This is a genomic window from Streptomyces sp. SID12488 (assembly GCF_010548275.1).
Taxonomy (GTDB): Bacteria; Actinomycetota; Actinomycetes; order Streptomycetales; family Streptomycetaceae; genus Streptomyces.
The window spans coordinates 18,956-43,250 of sequence record NZ_JAAGLT010000026.1 but is presented as its reverse complement, the minus strand read 5'-3'; the positions used below and the strand labels follow the sequence as shown (position 1 = coordinate 43,250).

The following is a 24,295-nucleotide window of genomic DNA, read 5'->3' as shown; positions in this document are numbered from 1 at the left end:
GGCCTTCCGGCTACTGATCCGCCCTGATGAAGGACCGGATCGCCGTCGCCGCCGCCCCGCGCGCCCACTCCTCGAAGGGCAGCGGCCGGATCACCAGGTCGCAGCGGGCGGCGGAGCCGAAGGCGGTGGCGGTGAACGCGTCGCGGATCTGCCCGGCGAACAGGTCGTACGCGGCCAGCCCCTCACCGGAGATGATCACGCGCTCGGGGCCGAGCAGGTTGGCCACGGTGGCGATGCCCCGCCCGATCGCCTCACCGGCCCGCGCGTACACCTCCCGCGCTCCGGGATGGCCCGCGTGGGCCAGGGCGACGGCCTCGGCGTTGTCGGTGATCGCGGTGTCCGTGGCCTCCCGGACCCGGGCGACGATCTCCGCGTCCCCCGCGAACGCCTGCAGGCAGCCGCGCCGGCCACAGTGACAGGGCGGGCCCGCCGGATCGACGACGACGTGCCCGATCTCGCCGGCCACCCCGTGCACCCCCGCGACCACGCGCCCGTGGACCACCAGGCCGCAGCCGATGCCCGCGCCGACGGTCACCACGGCGAAGTCGGACAGCCCCACCCCGGCGCCGAACCACTGCTCGGCGACGGTGAGCGCGCGCACGTCGTTGTCGACCGTGACGGGCAGCCCCGTGGTCATGGCGGCGAGTTCGGCGAGCGGCACGTCACGCCACCCCAGGAACGGCGAATACCGTACGGCGCCCTCGGCGTGGTCGACCTCTCCGGCGACGGCGATGCCACAGCCCAGTACCGGTACCCCGAAGCCGTCCGCCTCGGTGAGCAGCTCCCGCGCCAGCTCGGCGACCGAGGCCAGCACCGCCCTGGGGGCCCGGTCGCTCAGCGGTATGTCCCGGGCGACCCGGACGCGGCAGCACAGGTCGGTGAGCACACCGAAGATCTCATCGCCGGTGATCTTGATGCCGATGAACATCGCCCGGCCGCCGTCGACGCGGACAAGGTTCGCGGGGCGCCCCAGCCCAGGGTGGGTCCCGGCATCCGCGTCCTCGACCAGGTAGCCGGCGTCGATCAGCGGACGGACCGCCTTCGTGACGGCGGCGGCGGACAGCCCCGTGCGGCGGGCCGCGTCGGCGCGGGTGAGGGGGCCGTGGGACAGGACCGTGGTGAAGATCTGCGAGGCGGCCGGCGTGTGGGCCGGAAACACCTCGGCACGGAAGGTCGAGGGCATGGCCCGGAACCTAGATCGCTTATTTTCCCCTGTCAATGAAAGAAGCACCGATGAGATGAACCATCTACGCACGGGCATCTAGACTTGCGAAACGCCGACACAGGCATCCCGTTGACACATGATCCATGGTCTCGCTCGCTTCGCCGGGCAACGCCAGTTCCACGAACGTGAGGCACCATGCCGCTGATCTCCCACTCCCCGGACACCGGGGTCTGGCTGCTGACCACACCGCGCACGTCGTACGCGCTGCGGATCGACGAGACCGGCGCGCCGTGTCATCTCGCGTGGGGGCCGCGGCTGACCCTGGCGGAGGCGGGCGCGCTCGTAGCCTCGGCGCAGGACATGACGAGCAGCTTCGAGGGCCGGCCCCCGGTCGGCGAGGAACTCCCCGTCGACGGCGGCACCCGCTACGGCCCGCCCTCCCTCCAGGTGAGGTACGCGGACTCCTCCCGCGGCTTCGAGTGGGTGCCGACCGGCCACCGGATCCTCGAACCGGCGTCCGGGGTGAGCGAGTTGGTGCTGGAGTTCCGCGACCGCGTCTATCCCCTCGACGTCGCGCTGCACTACACGGTCCGCGCCGACACGGATGTCGTCGAGCGCCGGACCGTGGTGCGCAACGCAGGTGACGAGCACGTCGACCTGCTGCGCGCCGACTCCGCCGCCTGGACGCTGCCGCCGCTGCGTGACTACCGGCTCAGCCATGTCACCGGCCAGTGGTCGGCCGAGAGTCAACTGCGGCGCGACACACTGCCGTTCGGCGAGACGGTGCTGACCAGCCGACGCGGTATCACCAGCCATCACGCCAACCCGTGGGTGATGCTCGACGCGGGCGAGGCCACGGAGGAGCACGGCCGGGTGTGGAGCGCGGCCCTTGCCTGGAGCGGGAGTTGGCGCATCACGGCCCAGCGCACCCCCGACGGGCTGGCCGGGTTCACCGGAGGCGTGGGCCATGAGGGGACGAGCGTTCCGCTCGCGCCGGGCGAGGAGTTCACCACGCCGGTGTTCGCCGGGCTGTGCACGGACGGCGGGTTCGGGGCTGCGAGCCGTGCCTGGCACACGTACACCACGACCCATGTGCTGCCCCGGGCACGGGAGTTGGCGCCGGTGCTCTACAACTCGTGGGAGGCCACCGGCTTCGACGTCGACGAGGCGAGCCAGAAAGCGCTGGCCGAGCGGGCCGCCCTGCTCGGGGTGGAACTGTATGTCGTCGACGACGGCTGGTTCGGGGCGCGGCGCAGCGACCGCGCGGGGCTGGGCGACTGGACACCGACTCCGGAACGCTTCCCCGACGGTCTCGGGCCGCTGGCCGACTCCGTGCACCGGCTCGGGATGCGGTTCGGGATCTGGGTCGAGCCGGAGATGGTCAATCCCGACAGCACCCTGTACCGCGAGCACCCCGACTGGGTGCTGCACGTTCCCGGCCGGGCCCGCACCGAGATGCGCAACCAGCTCGTCCTGAACTTCGCGCGGGACGAGGTGGCGGACTGGGCGTACGGCTGGCTGACCCGGCTGGTCGGGGACCACGGGGTCGACTTCCTCAAGTGGGACATGAACCGCGCCTTCGGCGAGTCGGGCTGGCCGGGGCAGCGGGACGGCAACGACCGGCTGTGGACGCGGTACGTGGCGAACCTGTACGGCGTCATCGACCGGCTGCGGGACGACCATCCGGGGCTGCGGGTGGAGACGTGCAGCGGTGGCGGCGGCCGGGTCGACCTCGGCATCCTCTCCCGTACTGACCAGGCGTGGACGTCCGACAACACGGACGCCGTGGACCGGCTGGTGATCCAGCACGGCTTCGGGCAGGTGTATCCGGCGCGTGCCATGTCGGCGTGGGTGACCGACGTGCCCAACCAGCTCACGGCGCGTTCGGTGCCGCTGCGGTTCCGTTTCCACGCGGCGATGTGCGGGCTGCTCGGCATCGGCGGTGACCTGACGCGCTGGTCCGAGGAGGAGCTCGCGGAGGGCGCGGCCCTGGTCGCCGAGTACAAGAAGGTGCGGCATCTGGTGCAGCACGGCGAGCTGTACCGGCTGTCGGGGCCTCTCGGGGAGGAGCCGACGGTCGTGCAGTACGTCGGCGAGGGCGCGGCCGAGGCCCTGGTGCTGGGCTTCCGGTACGGCCCCCGGCACGGTCTCCCGCGGATTCCGGTGCGGCTGCGGGGTCTGACGCCCGGCGCCCGGTACCGGGACGCGCGCACGGGTGCCGTCCACCACGCGAACGTGCTGAGCGAGTACGGGTTGCGGCTCGATCTCGCGCCCGGCGACTGGTCCAGCTCGGCTGTGCACCTGGAGCGCGTACAGGAGGCGTAGTCGACCTGTTCCCCGGTCGGCTGTCGTCGGCCGGGGAACCGCGGCGCCCTGGCCGGGCGTTACAGGGGCAACGCCCCATGGGGCACGAACGACGACCCCAGGGCAGGCACGATGAGCGAGTTGGTCCCCGGGGGCAACACGCCCCTTCCGGGCGGCACCCTCACACTCCGGGTGCCGGGCCCCTTCGACGTGAGCGCGCTCGTGACGGGCGACAGCGGCAAGGTCGACGGTGACACGGACTTCGTGTTCTACAACCAGCCGACGGCACCGGGAGCCAGGCTGCACGGTGACACCCTCACCGTCGACCCGGCGGGCCTGCGCCCCGGCGCCACCCGCGTGACGGTGGTCGTCAGCGCCGCCGACCCCGGTACGGCGCTGGGCCGGCTGCCCGCGCCCACACTCCACGTCACCGGCCCCGGAGGCCGCCCGCTCGCCCGGTTCACGCCACCCCGCCCGCAGCGGGAGACAGTACTGCTGCTGGCGGAGCTGTACCGGCGGGGCGCGGACTGGAAGCTGCGCGCGCTGGGCCAGGGGTACGCGGACGGGCTGGCGGGCCTGGCCCGGGACTTCGGGGTGGATGTCGCGGACGACGCCTCCGGGGCCTCGGCTTCGACCTCGGCAGGGTCCACCTCGCCGTCCCTCACTACGCCGTCACGCTGGTCCGACGCCGCTTCCCGGTTGTCGGGCGCGGCCTCTCGGCTGTCGGAGGTGGCGGCTTCGCGCCGGTCCCGGTCAACGGGCACCCCGCAGGCGGCCAGCACTGCCGGGTCGGTGTCCCCGGCCGCCGCGTCTGCCGCCGGAGCGTGGCCGGGTTCGGGGTCGGTGTCCCTGGTCGGGCCCGCCGAAGGCTTCCTCACCCTCGTCAACTCCGCCCGGGCCACTGCCGGTTCGCCGCCCGTCTCCCTCGACGCGCGGCTCTGCGCCGCCGCTCAGGCACACGCCGCCGACATGGCCTCGGCCGGCCGCCTGGGCACCGAGAGCCGGGACGGCACCTCCGTCCACCAGCGCGTCACTGCCACCGGGTACACGTATCTGACCGTCGGCGAGCACCTGGTCTCCGGTCCGCGTACGCCCGAGGAGTTCCTCGACTACTGTCTGCGCACCGAGCAGGCCCGCCGCACCCTGCACGACCTGGCGTTCACCCAGGTCGGCCTGGCGTACGTCACCGGGTCCCGCACGGGCGACACGTACTGGACCGCCCTCTGGGCCCGGCCCCTCATGCCCGGAGACCTGGCACGGACAGCCGCCGAGGTCACGGACCTCACCAACCGGGAGCGGGCCCGCGCCGGGCTGCCGCCGCTGGCCACCGACGCCCTGCTCACCCGTGCCGCGCAGGCGCACAGTACGGACATGGTGGTCCGCGCGTTCTACTCGCACACCGGGCCCGACGGCAGCCAGCCGTGGGACCGGGCCGCCGCCGCGGGGTCCACGCGGCGGACGATCGGCGAGAACATCGCGTGCGGGCAGCGCTCCACCGCCGAGGTCGTGGAGGGCTGGATGAACAGCCCCGGACACCGTGCCAACATCCTCAAGCGGGAGTTCACGCACATAGGTATCGGTTTCGCGAGCGGCGGCAAGGCGGGCACGTACTGGACCCAGCTCTTCGGCGCCTGACCGCCCCTTCCGGCGGTCCCCGCCCGCTACGGCTTGCGGGCGACGCCGCCCAGGGCGATCACCTCGCCGGTCGCGGCGGCCGTACCGGGATCGGGGCGCCAGTCCGTGATGGGGACGACACCGGGGGCCAGCAGCTCCAGACCCTCGAAGAATCCGGCGAGTTGCCGGGGGCTCCTCAGGCAATAGGGGGCCGCCCCGCTCTCGTTGTAGAGGCGGGTGGCCTCGGCGTTGGCCTTGTTGGTGTCCACGCTGTCGTTGAAGGCGAGGAAGCTGCCCGGCGGCAGAGCGTCCATCAGCGCGCGGACGATGGCCCGCGCCTCGTCGTAGTCGGCGATGTGCCCGCTGACCTGCATCAGTGTGAGGGCGACCGGCCGACCGAGGTCCAGGGTCCGCGCCGCTTCCCTCAGGACGGCGTCGGGGTCGTGGAGGTCGGCGTCGACGTAGTCGGTCACGCCCTCGGGGGAGCTGGTGAGCAGGGCCTCGGCGTGGGTCAGGACGAGGGGGTCGTTGTCGACGTAGACGATGCGGGCGTCGGGGGTCACCCGCTGGGCGATCTCGTGGGTGTTGTCCGCCGTGGGCAGGCCGGTGCCGATGTCGAGGAACTGCCGGATCCCGGCGTCTCCGGCCAACTGCCGCACGGTGCGGCCCAGGAAGGCGCGGGAGTCGCCGGCGAGGTCGGTGATGCCGGGGAAGATCTCCCGGAAGGCGTCGCCCGCCTCGTGGTCGACCGGGTAGTTGTCCCTGCCGCCGAGCCAGTAGTTCCAGATCCGGGCCGAGTGCGGCACCGTCGTGTCGATCTTCTCCGGTGTCCGTGCGCCGGGGGCGGACGAGTCCTGCGTCACCGGGCAACCTCCTTGTGGGGAACCGTAGTTGGCCCTGCCCCACAACGTAGCGTCACCGGCACCGCCGCGGCCGGATCGTGCGGACACAAAGAGCCCTCCGGCCTCCTTTGGCCGGGTTCTGTCATTTCCGCGCGTTCTCCTGGCGGAACGCGCACCCTCCAGGACACGATGCCCGCATGAAGGGTGACCTGTTTTCCAGTGAGTACATGGTGCAGCCGGCCACAGCGCCAGGCATGACCGCCGAGAACGCCAAGTGCATCAAGTACGCGGTCAACGGCGAGATGTTCGCCCGGCAGGGCGCGATGATCGCCTTCCGCGGCAACCTCCAGTTCGAGCGCAAGGGGCAGGGCGTCGGCGGCATGCTGAAGCGTGCCGTCACGGGTGAGGGGCTGCCTCTGATGGCGGTGCGCGGACAGGGCGAGGCATGGTTCGCGCACGAGGCACAGAACTGTTTCATCGTCGAGATCGACCCGGGTGACGTCTTCACCGTCAACGGCCGCAACGTGCTGTGCTTCGACGCGTCACTGACGTACGAGATCAAGACGGTGAAGGGGGCGGGGATCAGCGGCGGCGGCCTGTTCAACAGCGTCTTCACCGGGCAGGGGCGGCTCGGGCTGGTGTGCGAGGGCAATCCGCTGGTGATTCCGGTGTCGCCGCAGTACCCGGTGTACGTCGACACGGACGCGGTGGTGGGCTGGACGGCCAGTCTCCAGACGTCGCTGCACCGTTCGCAGTCCTTCGGCTCGATGATCCGCGGCGGTTCCGGCGAGGCCGCCCAACTGATGCTCCAGGGCGAGGGGTTCGTCGTCGTGCGGCCTAGCGAGGTGACCCCGCAGAAGGCCCAGCAGCACTGAGCCCGACCGCGAACTCGCGTCCCTGAACGTGATCTGAGTCGCACAGGCAACCTCTGCGCCGTCCGTCACGTCTTGATCGACGACAACAACAAAGACACCGCCGACTTCACAGTGCCGCCCCGGCCCGACCGGCCGGGGCGAACTTTCGGCGCACTATACACATCGCGTATACGCTGAGCGTATACCGAAAGGGTTGCATGTACGGCAAAGCATTCGCCCCGGAGTACCAGGGCGCGCTCACCAGCCTCTCGGTGAACTCCTCCCTGGTCGACGTACTCGCCGCGGGCACCGAGCAGTTGGCAGCCGCCGAGCAGGCCGGGCGGCGCGGCGAGGCCGCCCGTTCGGGACTCGCGGTCGCGGAGGCGCACCGGCGGCTGGGGCAGGTGGGCGACGCCGACCGGGCCTGGAAGGCGAGTTACCGCGCGGCCCGGGCGGCCGGTGACACCGGAGCGATGGCGTGGGCGCTGTGGAGCGGCGGCACCCTGGCCCGCCAACGTGGCGCGTTCCCGCTGGCCCGGCGGCTGCTGGGGCTCGCGGCCGAACTCGGCGAGCGCGGCGGCGACATCGTCGTACGCGGATACTCGCTCGCGGGGCTGGCCGAGACAGGCCGTATCCAGGGCGACTACGAGGCGGTCGGCCGACTGCACGAGCAGTTGCTCGCCGAGGCGCGCAGGCGCGGTGAGGCGCGGCACACGGTGTGGGCGCTGGAGGGCATCGCCCAGATGCACCGCAACACCGGCTCGTACGACAGCGCGTACGCCATGTTCGAGGAGGCCGCCGAGATCTCCGCGCGGGCCGACGACCGGCGTGGGCACGCCTGGGCGTTGCGCGGGCTCGCCGACATCGTGTCCGTGCGGGACGGGGACACGGAACGTGCCCTCGCCCTGCTCTCGGAGGCGGAGGAGAGCTGCACAGCGATGAACCTGTCGAGCGCGCTGGCCTACAACCACAAGATGCGCGGCAACGTCTACTACCGCGCCGGGCGTTACGCCGAAGCCCGGGACCTGTACGTCCAGGCCCTGGCGGAGTTCCGCGCCATGAGCGAGCCGCGCGGCGAGGCGCTCTCCCGCCTCGGACTCGCCAAGTCGCTGGCCCGCCTGGGCCGCGACCGTGCGGAGACGGCCGCCGAACTGGCCGAACTGGCCCGCGATCTGGAGCGCATCGGGCTGCGGCACGCCCGTGCGATGGTGGCGCGGGCACAGACCGAACTCGGCCTCGGCACGGACACGGAGGCCGCGCGATGACGCCGTCGGCCTCCGAGGTCCTGGCACCGGCGGCACCGTCCGTGCCCCGACTCCTCGAACGGTGCCGTGACCTGGTGCGTCCGGCGCTCGGCGAGGCTGTCGAGCGGCTGCATCCCTGGCTGGGCGAGATGGCCGCGTACTCCTTCGGCTGGTGCGAGGTGGGCGGTGCACCCGTCGACGCGTCCGGCGGCAAGGGCGTACGCCAGGCGTTGGCCGTGCTCGGTGCGGAGGCGGCCGGGGCGCCCGGGCGGTCCGGGGTCGCGGCGGCGGTCGCCGTCGAGTTGGTGCACACCTTCTCGCTGCTGCACGACGACATCATGGACGGCGACCCGATGCGGCGCCGCCGCGCCACGGTCTGGAAGGCGTACGGCACCGGGCCGGCCGTCCTCGCGGGCGACGCGCTGTTCGCGCTGGCCGTGGAGACCCTCGCGCGGACGCCGGGCGGCCCGGCGGGGATACGGCTGCTGTCGGCGGCGCTGACGGACGTGGTGTCCGGGCAGGCCGACGACCTGCTGTTCGCCGCCCGCCCGTGGACCGGACCCGAGCGGGTGCGGCCCGAGGAGTACCGGACGATGGCCGAGCGCAAGACGGGCGCACTGCTCGGCTGCGCGCTCTCGCTGGGAGCCGCGCTTGGCGGCGCCCCACCGGCGACGACGGCCGCGCTGGAGCGGGTGGGACGGCATGCCGGGACCGCCTTCCAGATGGTCGACGACGTGCTCGGCATCTGGGGCGACCCCGCCGTCACCGGCAAGCCCGTCCACGCCGACCTCCGGGAGCGCAAGAAGTCGTACCCGGTACTGGCCGCCCTCGACGCGCCGGTCCCGGCCGCCCGGCAACTCGCCGCACTGCTGGAGTCGGTCGACGTGCCCGACGAGGCCCTCGCACGACGCGCGGCGGCTCTGGTCACCGAGGCGGGCGGCCGTACGGCTGCCCTCGCCCAGGCCCGACGGCACCTCGCCGCGGTCGAAAGCGGCCTGGCCGACCTGCCGCTGGCGGGGCCGGCGGTCGACGAGCTGCGGGCGCTGCTGGGCTTCCTGGTGCGCCGCGACCTGTGAGGCGGGCGGAGGGGATCGGGGGAGAGATCGTGTGCGGGCCGTCACTTCAAGGCCGGTGAATGCCCCATTTCTTCGCACAACCGCTCGCCGCAGATGAATAAAAGGGAAATCAGTCTCGGGAGTTGCGGAATATTTGAACAGACCCCGTCGCACCCCTCGTACCACTGGGAAAGGTGAGAGCCGGGGGTTCAGCGAGGGATGGCCATGGTCAAGGCGAACGTCTCCACACACGAGTTGGTGGCCGGAAGGTACCGACTCCTCGATGTCGTCGATCGCGAGACGAACCGGGTCTCCTGGTACGGCGAGGACACCGCATCCGAGCGCCCGGTCGTCCTCACCCAGATCCAGCTCCCGCCCGACCCCCGGGAGCAGACCGCCCGCCGGGCCATCGCCCGGGTGACGCGCGCGTCCGAGATCCTCGGGCTGGTACTGCCCGGCCGGGTGGCCACCGTGGTCGACGTCGTCGAGGAGTTCGGCACACTGTGGACGATCGCCCAGTGGATCGACGGCACACCGCTGAGTGAACTCCTCGAACGGCAGGGCACGTTCAACTACGTGCGCGCGGCACGCATCGCCCTCGAAGTGCTCGACACGCTGGAGGCCGCGCACCGCGAGGGCATCGTGCACGCCGAACTCAGCCCCGGCCAGGTGTTCGTGCGGGACCAGGGGCCGGTCGTGGTGACCGGCTTCGGCCTGGCGGGCGCCACGTCCGCGTCCCGGGTCGGCGCGCCTTCGTACGCCTCGCCCGAACAGGCCCACGGCGCGCGCCCCGACCCGTCGGACGACCTGTGGGCGCTGGGCGCGCTCCTCTACGCGATGGCCGAGGGCCGGCCGCCCTTCCGTGACCGGGGGCGGGCCGACGCCACGCTCAAGGCGGTCGACCGGCTGCCACTGCGCAGCCCGGTGCGCGCCGGCCCTCTCGCCCAGGTCATCCAGGGGCTGCTGCGCAAGAGCGCCCGGGAGCGGCTGACCGCTCCGGTGGCGCGGGACGCCCTGCTCCGCGTCATCAGGGACGAGCCCGACACCTCGGACGAACCGGTGCCCTCCGCCCGGCTTCGCAGTACCGGTGCCGCCGTCGCCGTGCGGCGTGCCGGCCGGAACCTGAACAGGCGCGGTCCCCGCAGGATCGTCCTCGTCGGTGCCGCGCTGGCCGCCGTCACCGTCGCCGTCCTCGCGACGACGGACAACCTGCCCGGCATCGACGCATCGGCGTCCGGCGCGGACACCACCCCGCCGGTCGTCTCCCAGGTTCCGTCCCTGCCCTCCACCGGCGGGAACACCGCCATCCCCGACCAGACCGCCGCACCGAGCACCGCCCCCTCCGTACCGCCCTCACCGACGCCGTCGGCACCACCGGCCTCGTCTCCCGCGCCCACCCCCACGCCCACTCCCTCGGCCACCGGGGGCACCGCCGAGGCGCTGCCCGCGGGGTTCCGGGTGTACAACGCCCCGGAAGGGTTCTCCATCGCCCTCCCCCAGGGGTGGAAGCGCCTGAGCGAGGACATCTCCCCCGGCAACGTCGCCTACCGCATCGTGTTCGGCGCCGACGACGACCCGCGGACCCTGACCGTCACCTACAGCCAACGGCTCCGCCCGGACCCGGTGGCCGTGTGGCGCGACGACGTCGAACCCGGTCTGATCCAGGCGGACATCGGCTTCAAGCGGATCGGTGAGATCCGGGCGACGACCTATCGCGGACGGAGCGGCGCCGACATGGAGTGGCTGTCCGACTTCGAGGGCACCCGGATACGAACCCTCGGCCGGGGCTACCTCACCGGCGAGACCACGGGCTTCTCGCTGCGGTGGACGACGCCGGCGGCCGACTGGAACAACACTGCCAATCGGCAGGCGCTGGACGCGTTCTTCCGTACCTTCAGAGAGTGAACCGCCTTCAGCCATGGGCGGGGACACGTGTCCACCACCGGGTGTGCGGACCCGGTGACGGGCTGGGACCGGCGTCGGGCCCGGCCTGTCAAAGCATCGCCAATGCGCGCATATAGGCTGCCTGTCTGCACCTTCGTAGTCCGTCCAGCCTTCCCGGGAGAGTCACCTGTGACCGTAGCGATCGCCCCGTCCGAAACGCCGGAGATGCCTGAGCCTTCCGAGACACCCGAGGTGGCCCCCGTGTCCCCCGTGGCCGAGGAGTTCGACGGGTCCGAGTGGTCCGAGCCGTCCGCCGAACCCGTCGAGAGCGTCGACGCAGCCCTCGACGCCGCCGATGTGTCCCCCCTCGTGGCGCGCGACGCACAGGAGTTCGGGGCCTACGCGCGGACCGGGGGCTGGGCCTTCGGACTGAAGGTGGCGCGCAGTGTGCGGCCCGGGGGCCAGAGCGCCGGTGAGACGCCGAAGGTGTCCGCCAAGGAGTTCGCCGCTCTCGCCGACTGCTCGCCCGAGCGCGTCATGCGCTACTACAAGGCCTGGGACAAGGCCGCCGATGACGGTGTCGTCCCGCACTTCGAGGCGCTGGCCCCGGGAGCGGAGGTCGAACTCCCCGGCGCCGACCTGTGGCTCACGTACTACAGCTCCCGTTCCAGCGCCGGTTCGGAGCGCGGCGCCGCCATCACCGAGGCCGCCGAGGCGGAGGGAATCCGGCCGACCAAGGCGCTGGAGGTCGCGGAGAACCCCACCGCGCTGCGGGCCGCGATCATGGCCGACCCCTCGACCGCGCGCGCCGCCCGGCACGCACTGCTCGACCGGATCAAGGAAGACCCGGATCTCCAGGCCGAGTTGGCGCGCGACATCGTCCGCACCGACGACCTGAAGAAGGCCGTGGCCTTCGAGTCCCGGTCGGCCGACCGGGTCGGATACGTCCGCCAGATCGCCGAGTCCGGCCAGGTCAAGACGCCCGCCGGGCAGACCATCGACGCGCCCGTCGATCTGCGCCAGGAGGCCGAACGGCATCTGTCCCTCCTCGACGAGCTGGACGAGGACGAGGACACCGGCGAGTGGGCGAGCGAGGCCTACGACACCCTCAAGAACCTCGTCGTCGAGGCGGTCGAGGCAGACCCCGAACTGCGCGTCTCGGAACGGCGGACGAAGTTCTACAGCAGCCTGACGAAGGCCACGAAGGCGTTCGAGGAGCTGACCTTCGACGACGTCCAGGAGTTCGCCGAGGACGACATGGTCCAGCAGTTGGAGGAGCTCCAGGAGGCCATCGCCTCGTGCATCACGGCGCTGCGCGGAGCCCGCACCTCGCCCGAGTGACACCTGAGGACACGGGCGCCCCGAGCTGAGTACGCCTACTCATGCCCGGGGCCGGAGCGCACCGCCACGATGATGCTCCCACCACAAGGAGCGTTCCGATGCCCGCAGTCGACAACACCCCCCGCCCCCTCCCGACGGCCACCGACGCCCCGCGGCGGCACCTTCCGGCGCTGCTCGCCGGGCTGGTGGCCGTCGCGCTCGCGGTGTCGGTGTGGCAGCCGCACGACCTGATGACCTGGTTCCTGGAAACGGTCTGGATCCTGATCGGGCTGCCCGTGCTCGTCCTGACCTGGCGGCGGTTCCCGCTCACGAACCTGCTGTGCTGCCTGCTCGCCCTCCACGCGCTCGTCCTGATGGTGGGCGGCCACTACACCTACGCGCAGGTCCCACTGGGCGACTGGGCGCGCGACACGTTCGGCCTCGACCGCAACCCGTACGACCGGCTCGGCCACCTCATGCAGGGCTTCGTGCCGGCCGTGCTCGTACGGGAGCTGCTCAGCCGTACGTCACCGCTGCGCGGCAGCCGCTGGCTCGCACCGCTGACCGTGTGCGCCTGCCTCGCCTTCAGCGCGGTGTTCGAGATGTTCGAGTGGGCGGCGGCCGTGATCGGCGGCGCCGCGGCCGACGACTTCCTGGCCACGCAGGGCGACGTGTGGGACACACAGTGGGACATGTTCTGCGCGCTGATCGGGGCGACCCTCTCGCTGCTCCTGCTGAGCCGCGTCCACGACCGGCAGCTCGCGGCGCTGCGCGCTCAGTCCGTGGTGTAGCGGTAGCGCGTCCACAGCGGCAGCACGAACCAGCAGGCCAGATACCAGGCGAAGATCCCCCCGACCAGCCAGGGCACGTACGCGTCATGGGTGGCCACCCTGAGAACCAGCAGCAGCGCCGAGGTCATCGTGGCGAGCAACAGCACCAGACCGATGAAGGTCAGGCGGGACGCCCAGCGCACGGCCTCGGGTTTCACCTGCCGGCCGGAGACGATCCGGTGCAGGGCGACCGGACTGATCAGTGCGCCGGTGGTGGTGGCGCCCAGCACGACGGTGATGATGTAGATCGTGTGCTCCGTGGCGTCCATCTGCGCGTACCTCGGGGTGAACACGACGGTCAGCAGGAAGCCGAACAGGATCTGCACACCCGTCTGGGCGACCCGGACCTCCTGGATGAGCTCGCCCCACTTGCGGTCGGCCCGCTCCTCCTTGGTCTCGTCCCGTCCCCGGTCGAGCGCGCCGACCTCGCTCTCGGTGTCCGCCATGGTTCCTCCTGGCCTCCGCGACCTGACATTCCTATCCGGATCCGGGTTCCCCGTGGAGCCGGATTCGATCAGTTCACGGCCGTCCGGTTTGGCCGATCGGCGGAGCGGTTACCCGAGGGGCACCACAGTGACCACGTCGAAAAGGAGGTCCGACCATGTCCGGTACACAGCTCACCCTCACGGTCAGCGGCGGCAACGCCGCAGACGCACAGACGGTCGTACGAGCCCTGGAGTCGGCCTTCGGCCCCGCGGCCGAGTCCCCGGGGGACGACGACGGGCCGTCGACCGTGCACACTGCCGCGTTCACCGTCGGTACGGAGAACCCGGAGCCCGGGCATCCGGCCAGGTCGCCGCTGTCGGCGCCCGTGACGGTCACCGTGCAGGGCACACCCGCGGCCGTCCGCTGCGCGGGTGACACCCTCACCGGTGCGTTCACCACTCAGGACCGGGGCAGTGTCTCCGGCGACCAGGAACAGGAACGCCAGCTGCTCCTGGAGCCGTGACACGCGTACGCCGATCCGCTACCAGCGGCTCTCCACCTGCGCCTTGATCCGGCGGTCGTAGAGGTCCCGGATCGCGGCCAGCGTCTCCGGCGAGAGCGGCGGCAGGGCGGCGGTCGCGGCATTGGCGAGGGCCTGCTCGGCCGAGCGGGCGCCCGGGATCACCGTGGTCACACCGGGCTGCTGGAGGATCCAGCGCAGGGCCAGCTGCGCCGGGGTGTATCCCTCCGGGGCCAGGGCGGAGAACTCGGCCGCCGCCTCGACGCCGGTCGCGTAGTCGACACCGGAGAAGGTCTCGCCCTGGTCGAACGCCTCGCCGTGCCGGTTGTAGGTGCGGTGGTCGTTCTCGGGGAACACCGTGTCCTTGGTGTACCTGCCCGACAGCAGGCCCGAGGCGAGCGGGACCCTGGCGATGATGCCGACGCCCGCCTTCTCCGCGGCCGGCAGCACCTCGGCGAGGGGCTTCATGCGGAACGCGTTGAGAATGATCTGGACGCTGGTCACGCCCGGGCGGGCGATCGCGGTGAGCGCCTCCGCGGAGGTCTCGACGCTGACGCCGTACCGCGCGATGCGCCCCTCGTCGACCAGGGTGTCCAGGGCGTCGAAGACCTCGTCGGAGGAGTAGACGGGGGTCGGCGGGCAGTGCAGCTGCACCAGGTCGATCCGGTCGACGCCGAGGTTGCGCCGCGAACGGTCGTTCCAGGCACGGAAGTTGTCGAGAACGTAGTTCTCCGGGATCTGGTCGAGCCGGCGGCCCATCTTGGTCGCGACCAGGACATCCAGCTCGGGCCTGCCGCGCAGGAAGGTGGCGATGGTCTGTTCGCTGCGGCCGTCGCCGTACACGTCGGCGGTGTCGAAGAAGGTCACTCCCGACTCGACCGCCGCGTCCAGCACCGCGAGGGCGTCCTTCTCCTCCACGTCGCCCCAGTCGGCGCCCAGCTGCCACGTTCCGAGGCCGATGACCGACGCCCGCTGACCCGACCTACCGATTACACGCTCGTCCATGGCATCAGTCTGTCATCCGTCCGCAGGTCCGGGCGGCCGGGGCCTGCCCGGATCCGTCAAGGGGTGGTAGCTGCTCGGCAAGGAGCGTGTACGAGGTCGAATCAGCTCGATCGCGTGATGGGCGGCTTCCGGGCTTGCACTGGCCTGGGCCGTTTAGGTTAGCGTGATCGTGCGGTCTGGGACGCCGAGTGCGGTGCCAGCGTGCGGGGCCCCTGCTCCACCGGAGTGATGGTTCAGGGCCTCCCCGTCGCCTCTGGCTGTACCTACATGGCCAGGTCGTGAGGGCTGTATCCAACAGCGGCCTCCGGCCGCGGGGGCCTCCCGGGCTCGGACCACGCACAGGATACGTGTCGCCGCCCCGGGGTCGAGTACGCCGGGGACCAGTACGCCCAAGACCGTTCGGGGCGCGCGGCTGAACGGGCTCACGCCCGCTCAGTCTGTAGGAACGGTGAGCAGGGCCTGGACTGTGGGGGCGTACCGGTCCACGATGGCGTCGATCGTCGCCTCCCGCAGGTGTGTTCCGCGGGCGATGCCGTACATGACGCCCAGGCCGAGCAGCGTGGCGACGGCCAGTTCGGCGCGCAGGCCCGAATCGGGGCCGGGGAGGCGGCAGGCGAGGCGGTCGCTCACCTGGGTGCGGAAGTTGGCGCGCATGATGTCGCCCCGGTCGCCCTGGAAGGGGGCGAACACGATCCGCAGGACGGGGTCGGCGCCTCGCTCGGTCTGGCCGGTGAGGAGATGGCGGACCATGTGGCGGCCCAGGTCGTCCAAGGGTGCGTCGAGGAGGGCGTCGGCGTCCTGGTCGAAGGACATGACGTGGGCGAAGAGGGCGTCCTTGTTGCCGAAGTACTTGAGGATCAACGGCGGGCTGACACCGGCGCGTTCGGCGACCGCCTTGAGCGTGATGTCCGCCTGGGCGTGGCGGGCGAGGAAGTACCGGGCGGCGCGCAGGATGGCGGCCCTGGTCTGCTCGGCGTCCCGGCGCGGGGCCGGGGCAGGGGTCGGCTCGGTGTCGGGGCCGGTCGGCGGTGGTGTGCGCACGGTGCTCATGCTCCCTCCATCGCCTCGTCCCGCGCTCCCGGAGTGCGGCCACGGGCGCGCCGGGTGTCGCCGGTGACCGGGTCGCCGGGGATGGTCAGGGCCGCCGTGCAGGCCAGCAGGGCGACGACGCCGGCCATCGCGAAGGCCAGCAGGTAGCCGTGCAGGGTGGGCACCGGGACACCGGCGACCGGGCTGGTGTGGCGGACCAGCACGGCGACGACGGCGGCACTGCACATGGCCTGGCCGATCGTGCGCATCAGGACGTTCACGCCGTTGGCGGAGGCGGTCTGGCCGGGCGGTACGGCCCCCAGGATCAGCATGGGCAGCGCCGAGTACGCGAAGGTGGTGCCCATGCCGACGACCGCGGCGCCCACGATGATCATCCACAGGTCGCGGCTGTCCGCGATGCGCACCACATAGCCGAGCGCGATGACCGCCGTGCCGACGGCCAGGGTGACGCGCGGCCCGTACGCCGACGAGACGCGGGCCGAGACCGGCGAGAACACCAGCATGACGATGCCGCCGGGCAGCAGGACGAGGCCGGTCTCGACAATGGACAGGCCGAGCCCGTACCCGGTGGCCACGGGCGCCTGGACCAGCTGGGCGGTCACCAGGGAGTTGGAGTAGAAGGCGAACCCGGTCAGCAGGGCGGCGACATGGGAAAGACCGACCCGGGGCCGGGACACCAGCCGCAGGTCCACCAGGGGCTGCGGGGTGCGCAGTTGGTGCCACCACCACAGGCCGAGCACCCCGACGGCGCCGAGGAACAGTCCCAGGACGCGTGGGCTGCCCCACCCCCACGCGCCGCCCTCGACGATCCCGAGGAGCAGACACACCAGCCCGACGGCCAGCCCCAGCGCGCCCAGGACGTCGAAGCGCCCCGGTTCCCGGACGGGCGACTCGCGCACCGCCCACCACACCGCCGTCACACCCACCGCGCCGAGGCCGGCGGTCGCCCAGAACATGACGTGCCAGTTCGCGTACTGGACGATCAGCGCGGCGAGCGGCAGCCCCAGGGCGGCGCCGATCCCGACGGTGGCGCTCATCAGCGCGACCGCGCTTCCCGTGCGCTCGGGCGGCAGTTCGTCGCGCAGGATGCTGATCGACAGGGGGATGACGGCGGACGCGGCGCCCTGCAGGGCGCGTGCCGTGATGAGCACGCCGATGTCGGAGGACAGGGCGCACATGACCGAGCCGAGGACCATCAGCCCGAGAGCCGCGATCAGTACCCGCCGCTTGCCGTACATGTCGCCGGCGCGGCCCAGTACCGGGGTGAGAACGGCGCCGGACAGCAGAGTCGCGGTCACCATCCAGGAGACCGCGCCGGCTGAGGCGCCGGTCAGCCGGGGCAGGTCGGGCAGCAGCGGGATGACCACGGTCTGCATGACCGCCATGAGCATCCCGCCGAACGCCAGCGCCGGAACGGTCATCCGGTCGCGCAGGGGCCGCGGGGCAGGCATCTCGCGTGGGGCGGGTATCGGGACAGGCTGGTCCATCGGCACTCCAGCGGCCGGCCGCTCTGCGCGACAGAAAATGGGTGAATGGCGATTCACCATAGCGGTGAATCGCCATTCACCCAATGACACCGGCCGTGACCGGGCTACTTTCCGGAGACCCCGGCCTCTTCTCCGGCACGGGAGGCCAGCGCGCGTGTCTGCGCGGTCCGGGCGAGCTTCGGGCCGAGCCACCGCTTGAACCGGCGCAGCGCTTCAAGGCGCCCCGCCGCCCGGTCGATGCCGTAGTACAGCTGGGGCGGCACATAGGGCAGCAGTGGTGAGTGGCGCTGGCCGAGCAGGGCGAACATCCGGTCCGGGGGCAGCCGGATGTAGCGCGGCAGGTTCTCGTACCACTGGGCGCTGTAGCGGGCCGCGCTCTGGATGGAGAGCAGTTCCGACTTGCGCCGCTCCTCGTAGGCGGTGAGGGCCGCGGGGAGTTCGGAGTGTGTGTGGAGCGCCTCGTCCAGGGCCAGGGCGTCCTCCAGGGCGAGGGTGGTGCCGGCGCCGATGGAGTAGTGCGTGGTGTGGGCGGCGTCGCCCAGCAGGACGAGGTTGCCGTGGTGCCAGGCGCGGTTGGTGAGGGTGCGGAAGTTCAGCCACTGGGCGGCGCCGTCGTCGGCCGAGCGGCCGATCAGGGAGTGGCCGTCCAGCAGGTCGCCGAAGAGCTTCTCCAGCAGGGCCAGACCGTCGGCCTCGTTCGCCCGGTCGAGGCCTAGGCCGCTCCAGGTCTCGGGGGAGCACTCGACGACGCAGGTGCTGTGGTCCTGGCTGTAGCCGTAGCCGTAGCACCAGATCCAGCCGTGCTCCGTCTCCTTGAAGCCGAAGGTGAAGGCGTCGAAGACCTTGGTGGTACCGAGCCAGATGTACCGGTTGCGGCCGGCCCTCAGATCGGCGCCGAAGTGTTCGGTGTGCTGTTCGCGCAGCGCGCTGTTGACGCCGTCGGCGGCCACGACGAGGTCTGCGTCGGTCAGCGCGCCGGCGTCGGTGATCCCGTGCTCGAACTCCAGCCGTACGCCGAGCTGTCGGGCCCGGTCGGCGAGGATGTCGAGGAGCTTGTGGCGACCGATGCCGAAGCCCTCGTCGCCCGGGTGCCGGGTCGCGCTGTCGCCCACATGGGCGACTCCGTGGTTCCAGGACACCGAGGCGTCACCGATGGCCCGCGCGGACTCGGGGTCGCGCTCATGGAGTCTGTCGAGCAGTCCGCGCCAGTAGGTGACGCCCCAGCCGTAGGTCGAGCCCGCCGGGTCACGCTCGTACACGGTGACGTCGTGGGACGGATCCCGCAGCTTCAGGAGGATCGAGAGATACAGGCCGGCGGGCCCGCCTCCGACACAGGCGACCTTCACACACACCCCTAGCGATTACGGAAGGTGGTCAGTTCGCGTCGGAGAGTAGCAGGATGTGGGTACACCGAAATGCCGTCCTTCACAGGACGGCCGGTGTGGTCGGGTGCGCTCAGACGTCGGCCGTACGGCACTCCGGGTGACCCCAGCCCTGGGCGTTCTTGGCGATGGCCTCGCCGGCCGCGTAGGCCTTTCCGCAGACGCAGCGGCCGGGGAACTTCGCCTTGAGGGTGCGGCTGGAGTCGCCGCTGCGCGGCCGGGCCGTCTTCGTTCCGGACGTTTTCGGGGCCGAGGAGCGGGGGGTGTCGGGCGAGGCCGGGGGTTCCGGGGAGCCGAGGTCGCTGCCGGCCGACAGCTGCACGATCGCGGCCTGGCTGGCGGCACGGTCGGCGAAGTCGTTGAGCTTGTCGCCGTCGACCTGGTGTGCGGGCACATAGCGGAACTCGACCGAGCGGCCGTCGAGCAGCTCGTCGATACGGACGACGAGTTCCTGGTTGGCGACCGGCTTGCCCGCGGACGTCTTCCAGCCCTTGCGCTTCCAGCCTGGCAGCCAGGTGGTGACGGCCTTCATGGCGTACTGGGAGTCCATCCGGATCTCCAGCGGTACGTCCGGCGCCACAGCCGTCAACAGCCGTTCCAGCGCAGTGAGTTCGGCGACGTTGTTGGTGGCCCGGCCGAGCGGCCCGGCCTCCCAGCGAGTGGGGCTCTCCGAGCCGTCGGCCACCACCCAGGCCCAGCCGGCAGGTCCCGGATTTCCCTTCGAAGCCCCGTCGCACGCGGCCACCACTCGTTCACGCATGCGCTCGATCATGCCATGCGTGCGACGGGCCCCCTGCCCCCGTCGGCTGCCTCCCTCAGCCCACGTCCGCCGACTTGGGCATCTCGCCCGCCGTCGTCGTGACATCGATGACCGAGAAGTTGGCGCCCTGCGGATCGCTCATCGCGGCGAACCTGCCGAACGGGCTGTCCATGGGCCCGAAGCGCAGCACGGCGCCGAGCTTGGTGGCTGTGGCGACGGCGTCGTCGCAGTTGCCGACGGTGAAGTACACGTTGATGTACGGCGGCATCTCGGGCGGGAAGTCGTCCGTCATCCGCATCCGGCCGAGGACGGTGTTCTCGCCGTTCTCGCCCAGGTTGTACATCCGGAAGTCCATGGCGTCGTCCTGCACCTGCTTGGCCGAGTAGCCGAAGACGGTCTGGAAGAAGGTGTCCGACTTCTCGGTCTCGCGCGTGAAGACCTCGGCCCAGCAGTACGCGCCAGGCTTCTCCGGTCCCGCTTCGAAGCCCTCGTGGACACCGCCCTGCCAGATACCGAAGGCGACACCGCTGGGATCACGGGCCAGACACATGGTGCCGAACTCGCCCACCTGCATCGGCTCCATCAGCAGCTCGCCGCCGTTGTCACGGATCTTCGCGGCGGTGGCGGCGGCGTCCGGCGAGGCGAGGTACAGGCACCACGCCGACTGCCCCTCCTGCCCGGGCATCGGCGGGACGACCGCGGCGACCGCCTTGCCGTCGGCGTACGCCTGCGTGTAGTTGCCGTAATCCGACGACGACTCGCCGAAGGTCCAGCCCAGCACCTCGCCGTAGAAGCTCTTGGCTCCCTCGACGTCACTGAACATCGCGTCGGCCCAACAGGGGGTTCCCTCAGGTTGCACGGCCATGGCTCCGGCCTCTCCGGTCTGGTCGATCTCGTCGGCTGTCCGGATTCTCACGCTAGCCAGGCTTCGTCCAGGACGCGCGTCGAGCGACCCAGGCTGTTACAGACAGGAGGAGACGCGCCTTAAAGGGGCGCGGGGCTGTATCGATCTGCGGCTCCGCCGCGTGGGCGCGACAAGCCACGGCGGACCGCAGCCAACAAACAACCCACAAGCCACGGCAAAAACACACCTCTGCGGTCTGATAATTTCATCGACGCTCGTCTCTCCTCGGCCCCCACAACCTCCAGGTGTCCCGATGTCCGCTGCACGGGTGCGTCGCCCAGCGACGCGGCATGCCCGCAGCAACCTCCCGCACCTGCTGGGCATCCTGCTCCTCGTCCTCTCGACGTTCGCGTTCTCCTGCGCCGGCGCCCTGCCCTCGCAGGACACCGGGCACGCTCGGTCGACATCGGCGCACGGCGTGCACATCGCCGACCGGGACCCCTGCCAGGAGGGCCCGCACCAGGGCTGTCACACCCCCGGGAACCACGGCGTCCTCAACCACGCCCCGTTCATCGGCGCGGCCCGGCCCGCCGCGCTGGACCAGCCGAGCACGGCCCCCGCCCGGCTGCCGCTCGGCCCGTCGCGGACCCCTGGCGCCGCCCGCCCTCCCGATCTCCACGAGCTGCAACTGCTCCGGGTCTAGACCGTGGCCGGGCCCGCGATTTCCCCGGGCCGGTCCGCTCAGTCACGACCACGAACATCACCCCAGCTTGCAGCGCCGCGCCCGGAGACAGGCACGGCACGGAGAAGGACATCCCATGGGTACATCCAACGCCAAGGCGAAGACCGCGGCCCGCCGCGCCCACATGGAGGAGCTGCGCAAGACCGAGCAGGCCCGTGAGCGCCGTATGCGTCTGCTCACGCTCGGCGCGACCGCCGTCATACTCGTCGGCCTGGCCGGCGGCGGCTGGTATCTGGTCGACTCGGCCCAGGACAAGGAACAGGCGAAGGCAGCGGCGAAGGCGTCGCCGATCTCGGGTGTGAAGAGCTGGTCCAAGCTCACCCAGAACCACGTCGCCAAGGCCGTCACCTACAAGATGAGCCCGCCCGTGGGCGGCGACCACAACCAGGTCTGGGTGAACTGCGACCGGCAGGTCTACACCAAGGTGGTCCCCAACGAGAACGCGGTGCACGCCCTCGAACACGGCGCCGTCTGGATCACGTACAACGACAAGGCGGCCAAGGCGGACGTCGAGACGCTCTCCGAGAAGGTGACCAACACGTCGTACACCTTCATGAGCCCCTACGAGGACCAGTCGTCGCCGATCGTCCTGAGCGCCTGGGAGCACCAGCTCAAGGTGGACAAGGCGTCGGACCCGCGGGTCGCCAAGTTCCTCGACAAGTACGTCCAGGGCGAGCAGACCCCCGAGCCCGGTGCCGCGTGCACCAATGGGATGACGCCGTGAACTGAGCGTCGGCCGCGGGGCGTTCGCACTGGACTGCCCCGCGTCGGCGCCCGCGTTTCCGTTCCGCTGTCGGCGCGGGACACGGAGACTCGCGCGGCTCTCGCCCAGCTGACGGGGGAGGTGGACAGGTGGCGGTGACGGCCTTGTGGGAGGCCGCCCGGCGGGCTCCTGAGCACGCGGGACCGCCGGTCTGGGCGCACGCCGGCCTCTCCCCCGGCAACATACTGGTCACCGAGGGGCGGCTGAGTGCCGTGATCGACTTCGGCTGTACCGGGGTCGGCGATCCGGCCGTCGATCTGATCGTGGCCTGGGACCTGCTGGCCGCCGACGTCCGGGACACCTTCCGTGAGGCGTGATCAGGGAGATCCTGGCCGAGCACGGCGTCCGGCGGGCCTGAGCCGCCCGGGACGGGGGGGGCGGCTCGGCACCGGCCGGGTTCGTCCTACTCCCCCGCGTACGCCTTTTGCAGGGTGGCGATGTCCAGCTTGCTCATCGCGTACATGGCCGTGGTGGTGCGGACGGCCTTCTCCGGGTCCGGGTCGCTGATCATCTCGATCAGGCCCTCGGGGACGACCTGCCAGGACAGTCCGTACTTGTCCTTGAGCCACCCGCAGGGGCCGCCCTCGCCGCCGCCCTCGGTGAGCTTCGCCCAGTAGTGGTCGACCTCCTGCTGGTCGGCGCAGAAGATCTGGAAGGAGACGGCCTCGCTGAACTTGAACTGCGGGCCGCCGTTCAGCGCGACGAACTTCTGGCCGTTGGCCACGAAGTCGACGGCCAGCACACTGCCGGCGGGGGCGGGGCCGGCCTCGTTGTAGTAGCCGACCCTGCCGAGGGCCGAGTTCTTGAAGACCGAGACGTAGAAATGGGCGGCTTCCTCGGCCTGGCCGTCGAACCAGAGACACGTGGTGAAACCGTCGGTGGTCATGGGATACCTCCTGGAGCGGGAACGCTGTCACCTCTTTCGACCGATCCTCGGGCGAAAACTCATCGGTGGCGCGATGAGTTGTTCCATCGGTCCGTCTCAGGGGCGAGCCCGCGTTTCACCGACCGGTTGCCCAGTTGATCAACCGGTCAACCGGTCATTGGCCCACTCGGCCGTCGATGCACTCGCGCAGGAGGTCCGCGTGGCCGCAGTGCCGCGCGTACTCGTTGACGTGCGCCGCCAGGACGTCGCGGAGCTGAAGCTGCCCGCCGGGCTCGGCGCCCAGGTCGGAGAAGCCGGCGTTCGTGGTGCCGAGGTCGGCGACGCCCGCGACGAACCGGTCGGTGCGTTCCGTCTCCGTCCGCCACTGCCTCCAGGCGTCCTCCACGACCGCCGGATCGGCGACCGCGCCGTTCCAGTCGCCGTCGCGGTCGTCGTCGGTGCGGTACAGCTTGGGGGCGTCCTCACCGGCCATCACCCGGCGAAAGTGCCGTTCGTCCTCGGTGAGGTGCCGCACCAGCCCGAGCAGGGACATCGTGGACGGCGGTACGGAGCGCCGGGCCATCTGTTCGGCGTCCAGACCTGCGCACTTCATTTCCACGGTGAGGCGGTAGTGGCGCAGGCCCTCGATCAGCGTGCCGCGTTCGTCCACGATCTCGGTGTCGGTCTCGCGCGGGTCGTCGTCCGGGTCGACCCACATGTCGTCGTGGACGGTCGCGACCGTCCACCGAGTCGCCGTTGTCCCGTTGTCGTGCGCGCGCGAGTCCATGGGGGCATGGTCGCGCGCGTCGACACCGTCCGCCACCGATTATCGGGCCCGGAGAGCGCCCGGCCCGGTCCCTACGCCTGGTGCACGATCTGGATCAGGTTGCCGCAGGTGTCGTCCAGCACCGCGGTGGTGACCGGGCCCATCTCCATCGGCTCCTGGGTGAATCGCACGCCCAGACCGCGCAGTCGCTCGTACTCCGCGCGCACGTCGTCCACGGCGAAGGCGGTGGCCGGGATGCCGTCCTTCGTCAGCGCGTCCCTGTACGGCTTCACCGCCGGATGGCCGGAGGGCTCCAGCAGAAGTTCGGTCCCGTCGGGATCCTCGGGCGAGACCACGGTCAGCCACCGGTACTCGCCCAACGGAACCTCCGTCTTCTTCACGAAGCCCAGCACGTCCGTGTAGAAGCGCAGGGCCTTGTCCTGGTCGTCGACGAAGACACTGGTCAGGTGAATCCTCATGGTGTGCTCTCAGATTCGTGTGCGTACGGGTCCGGCGAAGCCGATTGTCACAGGGCAGCCTGGCATTCCGGGGCCGTCTCCGCGATGCGGTGCC

At 71.3% G+C, this 24,295-nt stretch carries 23 protein-coding genes and 1 pseudogene; 12 read left to right on the top strand and 12 right to left on the bottom strand.

Annotation, left to right across the window (positions count from 1 at the left end; genetic code table 11):
* Window positions 1-10 precede the first annotated feature (10 nt).
* The gene (locus G3I56_RS31400; protein WP_164414894.1) at window positions 11-1,183 is read right to left on the bottom strand and encodes an ROK family transcriptional regulator; all 1,173 of its coding nucleotides are present in this window, start codon (window positions 1,181-1,183) and stop codon (window positions 11-13) included.
* Window positions 1,184-1,360: 177 nt separating this feature from the next.
* Between G3I56_RS31400 and G3I56_RS31395 the strand changes: the two genes are divergently transcribed.
* Window positions 1,361-3,490 (top strand): alpha-galactosidase, encoded by a 2,130-nt coding sequence (locus G3I56_RS31395; protein WP_164414892.1) that lies wholly within the window; start codon window positions 1,361-1,363, stop codon window positions 3,488-3,490.
* A 111-nt stretch (window positions 3,491-3,601) separates the two neighbouring features.
* A complete protein-coding gene (locus tag G3I56_RS31390) occupies window positions 3,602-5,104 on the top strand; it encodes a CAP domain-containing protein (protein ID WP_164414890.1) in 1,503 nt (500 codons plus the stop codon).
* Window positions 5,105-5,130: 26 nt separating this feature from the next.
* Here the strand turns inward: G3I56_RS31390 and G3I56_RS31385 are convergent, their stop codons facing one another.
* On the bottom strand, window positions 5,131-5,946 hold the full coding sequence (locus G3I56_RS31385; RefSeq protein ID WP_164414888.1) for an SAM-dependent methyltransferase: 816 nt from the start codon (window positions 5,944-5,946) through the stop codon (window positions 5,131-5,133).
* Window positions 5,947-6,122: 176 nt separating this feature from the next.
* Between G3I56_RS31385 and G3I56_RS31380 the strand changes: the two genes are divergently transcribed.
* The 6 genes from G3I56_RS31380 (at window position 6,123) to G3I56_RS31355 (ending at window position 13,073) form a co-directional block, all read left to right on the top strand.
* Complete coding sequence (locus tag G3I56_RS31380; protein ID WP_164414886.1) at window positions 6,123-6,800, top strand: AIM24 family protein; 678 nt, start codon at window positions 6,123-6,125, stop codon at window positions 6,798-6,800.
* A 197-nt stretch (window positions 6,801-6,997) separates the two neighbouring features.
* On the top strand, window positions 6,998-8,044 hold the full coding sequence (locus G3I56_RS31375; protein ID WP_164414884.1) for a tetratricopeptide repeat protein: 1,047 nt from the start codon (window positions 6,998-7,000) through the stop codon (window positions 8,042-8,044).
* A complete protein-coding gene (locus G3I56_RS31370; RefSeq protein ID WP_164414882.1) occupies window positions 8,041-9,099 on the top strand; it encodes a polyprenyl synthetase family protein in 1,059 nt (352 codons plus the stop codon). The genes G3I56_RS31375 and G3I56_RS31370 overlap by 4 nt, the downstream gene beginning before the upstream one ends.
* A gap of 204 nt (window positions 9,100-9,303) precedes the next feature.
* Window positions 9,304-10,983 (top strand): serine/threonine-protein kinase, encoded by a 1,680-nt coding sequence (locus G3I56_RS31365; RefSeq protein ID WP_164414880.1) that lies wholly within the window; start codon window positions 9,304-9,306, stop codon window positions 10,981-10,983.
* 204 nt (window positions 10,984-11,187) lie between these two features.
* Window positions 11,188-12,303: a hypothetical protein gene (locus tag G3I56_RS31360; RefSeq protein ID WP_203691080.1), complete on the top strand. Its 1,116-nt coding sequence runs from the start codon at window positions 11,188-11,190 to the stop codon at window positions 12,301-12,303.
* A 98-nt stretch (window positions 12,304-12,401) separates the two neighbouring features.
* Window positions 12,402-13,073 carry a DUF2238 domain-containing protein gene (locus G3I56_RS31355; protein ID WP_203691079.1) on the top strand — a complete coding sequence of 224 codons (672 nt, stop codon included), beginning with the start codon at window positions 12,402-12,404 and terminating at the stop codon, window positions 13,071-13,073.
* Here the strand turns inward: G3I56_RS31355 and G3I56_RS31350 are convergent.
* Window positions 13,058-13,558 carry a DUF6328 family protein gene (locus G3I56_RS31350; protein WP_164414878.1) on the bottom strand — a complete coding sequence of 167 codons (501 nt, stop codon included), beginning with the start codon at window positions 13,556-13,558 and terminating at the stop codon, window positions 13,058-13,060. The two genes, G3I56_RS31355 and G3I56_RS31350, sit on opposite strands and share 16 nt — an antisense overlap.
* Window positions 13,559-13,713: 155 nt before the next feature.
* Between G3I56_RS31350 and G3I56_RS31345 the strand changes: the two genes are divergently transcribed.
* Window positions 13,714-14,061, top strand: coding sequence for a hypothetical protein (locus G3I56_RS31345; protein ID WP_164414876.1), 348 nt, complete (start codon window positions 13,714-13,716; stop codon window positions 14,059-14,061).
* Window positions 14,062-14,079: 18 nt separating this feature from the next.
* Here G3I56_RS31345 and G3I56_RS31340 read toward each other — a convergent pair whose 3' ends face one another.
* The 6 genes from G3I56_RS31340 to G3I56_RS31315 form a co-directional block, all read right to left on the bottom strand.
* Window positions 14,080-15,063: an aldo/keto reductase gene (locus tag G3I56_RS31340; RefSeq protein WP_164414874.1), complete on the bottom strand. Its 984-nt coding sequence runs from the start codon at window positions 15,061-15,063 to the stop codon at window positions 14,080-14,082.
* A gap of 432 nt (window positions 15,064-15,495) precedes the next feature.
* Window positions 15,496-16,113 (bottom strand): TetR family transcriptional regulator, encoded by a 618-nt coding sequence (locus tag G3I56_RS31335; RefSeq protein ID WP_164414872.1) that lies wholly within the window; start codon window positions 16,111-16,113, stop codon window positions 15,496-15,498.
* Window positions 16,110-17,600: an MFS transporter gene (locus G3I56_RS31330; protein ID WP_164414870.1), complete on the bottom strand. Its 1,491-nt coding sequence runs from the start codon at window positions 17,598-17,600 to the stop codon at window positions 16,110-16,112. The genes G3I56_RS31335 and G3I56_RS31330 overlap by 4 nt, the downstream gene beginning before the upstream one ends.
* 104 nt (window positions 17,601-17,704) lie before the next feature.
* On the bottom strand, window positions 17,705-18,946 hold the full coding sequence (locus G3I56_RS31325) for an FAD-dependent monooxygenase (protein ID WP_343240104.1): 1,242 nt from the start codon (window positions 18,944-18,946) through the stop codon (window positions 17,705-17,707).
* 109 nt (window positions 18,947-19,055) lie between these two features.
* Window positions 19,056-19,754, bottom strand: a complete 699-nt coding sequence (locus G3I56_RS31320; protein ID WP_164414866.1) for a ribonuclease H — start codon at window positions 19,752-19,754, stop codon at window positions 19,056-19,058.
* 43 nt (window positions 19,755-19,797) lie between these two features.
* Window positions 19,798-20,607, bottom strand: coding sequence for a VOC family protein (locus tag G3I56_RS31315; RefSeq protein WP_164415015.1), 810 nt, complete (start codon window positions 20,605-20,607; stop codon window positions 19,798-19,800).
* A 292-nt stretch (window positions 20,608-20,899) separates the two neighbouring features.
* Here G3I56_RS31315 and G3I56_RS31310 point away from each other — a divergent pair, with 292 nt between their 5' ends.
* The 3 genes and pseudogenes from G3I56_RS31310 to G3I56_RS31300 form a co-directional block, all read left to right on the top strand.
* A complete protein-coding gene (locus G3I56_RS31310; RefSeq protein WP_164414864.1) occupies window positions 20,900-21,289 on the top strand; it encodes a hypothetical protein in 390 nt (129 codons plus the stop codon).
* A gap of 115 nt (window positions 21,290-21,404) precedes the next feature.
* A complete protein-coding gene (locus G3I56_RS31305; protein ID WP_164414862.1) occupies window positions 21,405-22,052 on the top strand; it encodes a DUF3105 domain-containing protein in 648 nt (215 codons plus the stop codon).
* A 63-nt stretch (window positions 22,053-22,115) separates the two neighbouring features.
* Window positions 22,116-22,405, top strand: a pseudogene (locus G3I56_RS31300) (phosphotransferase); the annotation flags it as partial.
* An 89-nt stretch (window positions 22,406-22,494) separates the two neighbouring features.
* Here G3I56_RS31300 and G3I56_RS31295 read toward each other — a convergent pair.
* From G3I56_RS31295 to G3I56_RS31285, 3 genes are all read right to left on the bottom strand, one after another.
* The gene (locus G3I56_RS31295; protein ID WP_164414860.1) at window positions 22,495-22,977 is read right to left on the bottom strand and encodes a VOC family protein; all 483 of its coding nucleotides are present in this window, start codon (window positions 22,975-22,977) and stop codon (window positions 22,495-22,497) included.
* Window positions 22,978-23,131: 154 nt separating this feature from the next.
* Window positions 23,132-23,743, bottom strand: coding sequence for a DinB family protein (locus G3I56_RS31290; RefSeq protein WP_164414858.1), 612 nt, complete (start codon window positions 23,741-23,743; stop codon window positions 23,132-23,134).
* Between the two features lie 71 nt (window positions 23,744-23,814).
* Window positions 23,815-24,201 carry a VOC family protein gene (locus G3I56_RS31285; protein WP_164414856.1) on the bottom strand — a complete coding sequence of 129 codons (387 nt, stop codon included), beginning with the start codon at window positions 24,199-24,201 and terminating at the stop codon, window positions 23,815-23,817.
* Window positions 24,202-24,295: the final 94 nt, after the last annotated feature.

What these genes read in the sequence shown, in the direction of transcription:
- G3I56_RS31400 (WP_164414894.1), bottom strand. Translation starts at nt 1,183, where the DNA reads ATGCCCTCGACCTTCCGTGCCGAGGTGTTTCCGGCCCACACGCCGGCC.
- G3I56_RS31395 (WP_164414892.1), top strand. Translation starts at nt 1,361, where the DNA reads ATGCCGCTGATCTCCCACTCCCCGGACACCGGGGTCTGGCTGCTGACC.
- G3I56_RS31390 (WP_164414890.1), top strand. Translation starts at nt 3,602, where the DNA reads ATGAGCGAGTTGGTCCCCGGGGGCAACACGCCCCTTCCGGGCGGCACC.
- G3I56_RS31380 (WP_164414886.1), top strand. Translation starts at nt 6,123, where the DNA reads ATGAAGGGTGACCTGTTTTCCAGTGAGTACATGGTGCAGCCGGCCACA.
- G3I56_RS31375 (WP_164414884.1), top strand. Translation starts at nt 6,998, where the DNA reads ATGTACGGCAAAGCATTCGCCCCGGAGTACCAGGGCGCGCTCACCAGC.
- G3I56_RS31370 (WP_164414882.1), top strand. Translation starts at nt 8,041, where the DNA reads ATGACGCCGTCGGCCTCCGAGGTCCTGGCACCGGCGGCACCGTCCGTG.
- G3I56_RS31365 (WP_164414880.1), top strand. Translation starts at nt 9,304, where the DNA reads ATGGTCAAGGCGAACGTCTCCACACACGAGTTGGTGGCCGGAAGGTAC.
- G3I56_RS31360 (WP_203691080.1), top strand. Translation starts at nt 11,188, where the DNA reads ATGCCTGAGCCTTCCGAGACACCCGAGGTGGCCCCCGTGTCCCCCGTG.
- G3I56_RS31355 (WP_203691079.1), top strand. Translation starts at nt 12,402, where the DNA reads ATGCCCGCAGTCGACAACACCCCCCGCCCCCTCCCGACGGCCACCGAC.
- G3I56_RS31350 (WP_164414878.1), bottom strand. Translation starts at nt 13,558, where the DNA reads ATGGCGGACACCGAGAGCGAGGTCGGCGCGCTCGACCGGGGACGGGAC.
- G3I56_RS31345 (WP_164414876.1), top strand. Translation starts at nt 13,714, where the DNA reads ATGTCCGGTACACAGCTCACCCTCACGGTCAGCGGCGGCAACGCCGCA.
- G3I56_RS31340 (WP_164414874.1), bottom strand. Translation starts at nt 15,063, where the DNA reads ATGGACGAGCGTGTAATCGGTAGGTCGGGTCAGCGGGCGTCGGTCATC.
- G3I56_RS31335 (WP_164414872.1), bottom strand. Translation starts at nt 16,113, where the DNA reads ATGAGCACCGTGCGCACACCACCGCCGACCGGCCCCGACACCGAGCCG.
- G3I56_RS31330 (WP_164414870.1), bottom strand. Translation starts at nt 17,600, where the DNA reads ATGGACCAGCCTGTCCCGATACCCGCCCCACGCGAGATGCCTGCCCCG.
- G3I56_RS31320 (WP_164414866.1), bottom strand. Translation starts at nt 19,754, where the DNA reads ATGATCGAGCGCATGCGTGAACGAGTGGTGGCCGCGTGCGACGGGGCT.
- G3I56_RS31315 (WP_164415015.1), bottom strand. Translation starts at nt 20,607, where the DNA reads ATGGCCGTGCAACCTGAGGGAACCCCCTGTTGGGCCGACGCGATGTTC.
- G3I56_RS31310 (WP_164414864.1), top strand. Translation starts at nt 20,900, where the DNA reads ATGTCCGCTGCACGGGTGCGTCGCCCAGCGACGCGGCATGCCCGCAGC.
- G3I56_RS31305 (WP_164414862.1), top strand. Translation starts at nt 21,405, where the DNA reads ATGGGTACATCCAACGCCAAGGCGAAGACCGCGGCCCGCCGCGCCCAC.
- G3I56_RS31295 (WP_164414860.1), bottom strand. Translation starts at nt 22,977, where the DNA reads ATGACCACCGACGGTTTCACCACGTGTCTCTGGTTCGACGGCCAGGCC.
- G3I56_RS31290 (WP_164414858.1), bottom strand. Translation starts at nt 23,743, where the DNA reads ATGGACTCGCGCGCGCACGACAACGGGACAACGGCGACTCGGTGGACG.
- G3I56_RS31285 (WP_164414856.1), bottom strand. Translation starts at nt 24,201, where the DNA reads ATGAGGATTCACCTGACCAGTGTCTTCGTCGACGACCAGGACAAGGCC.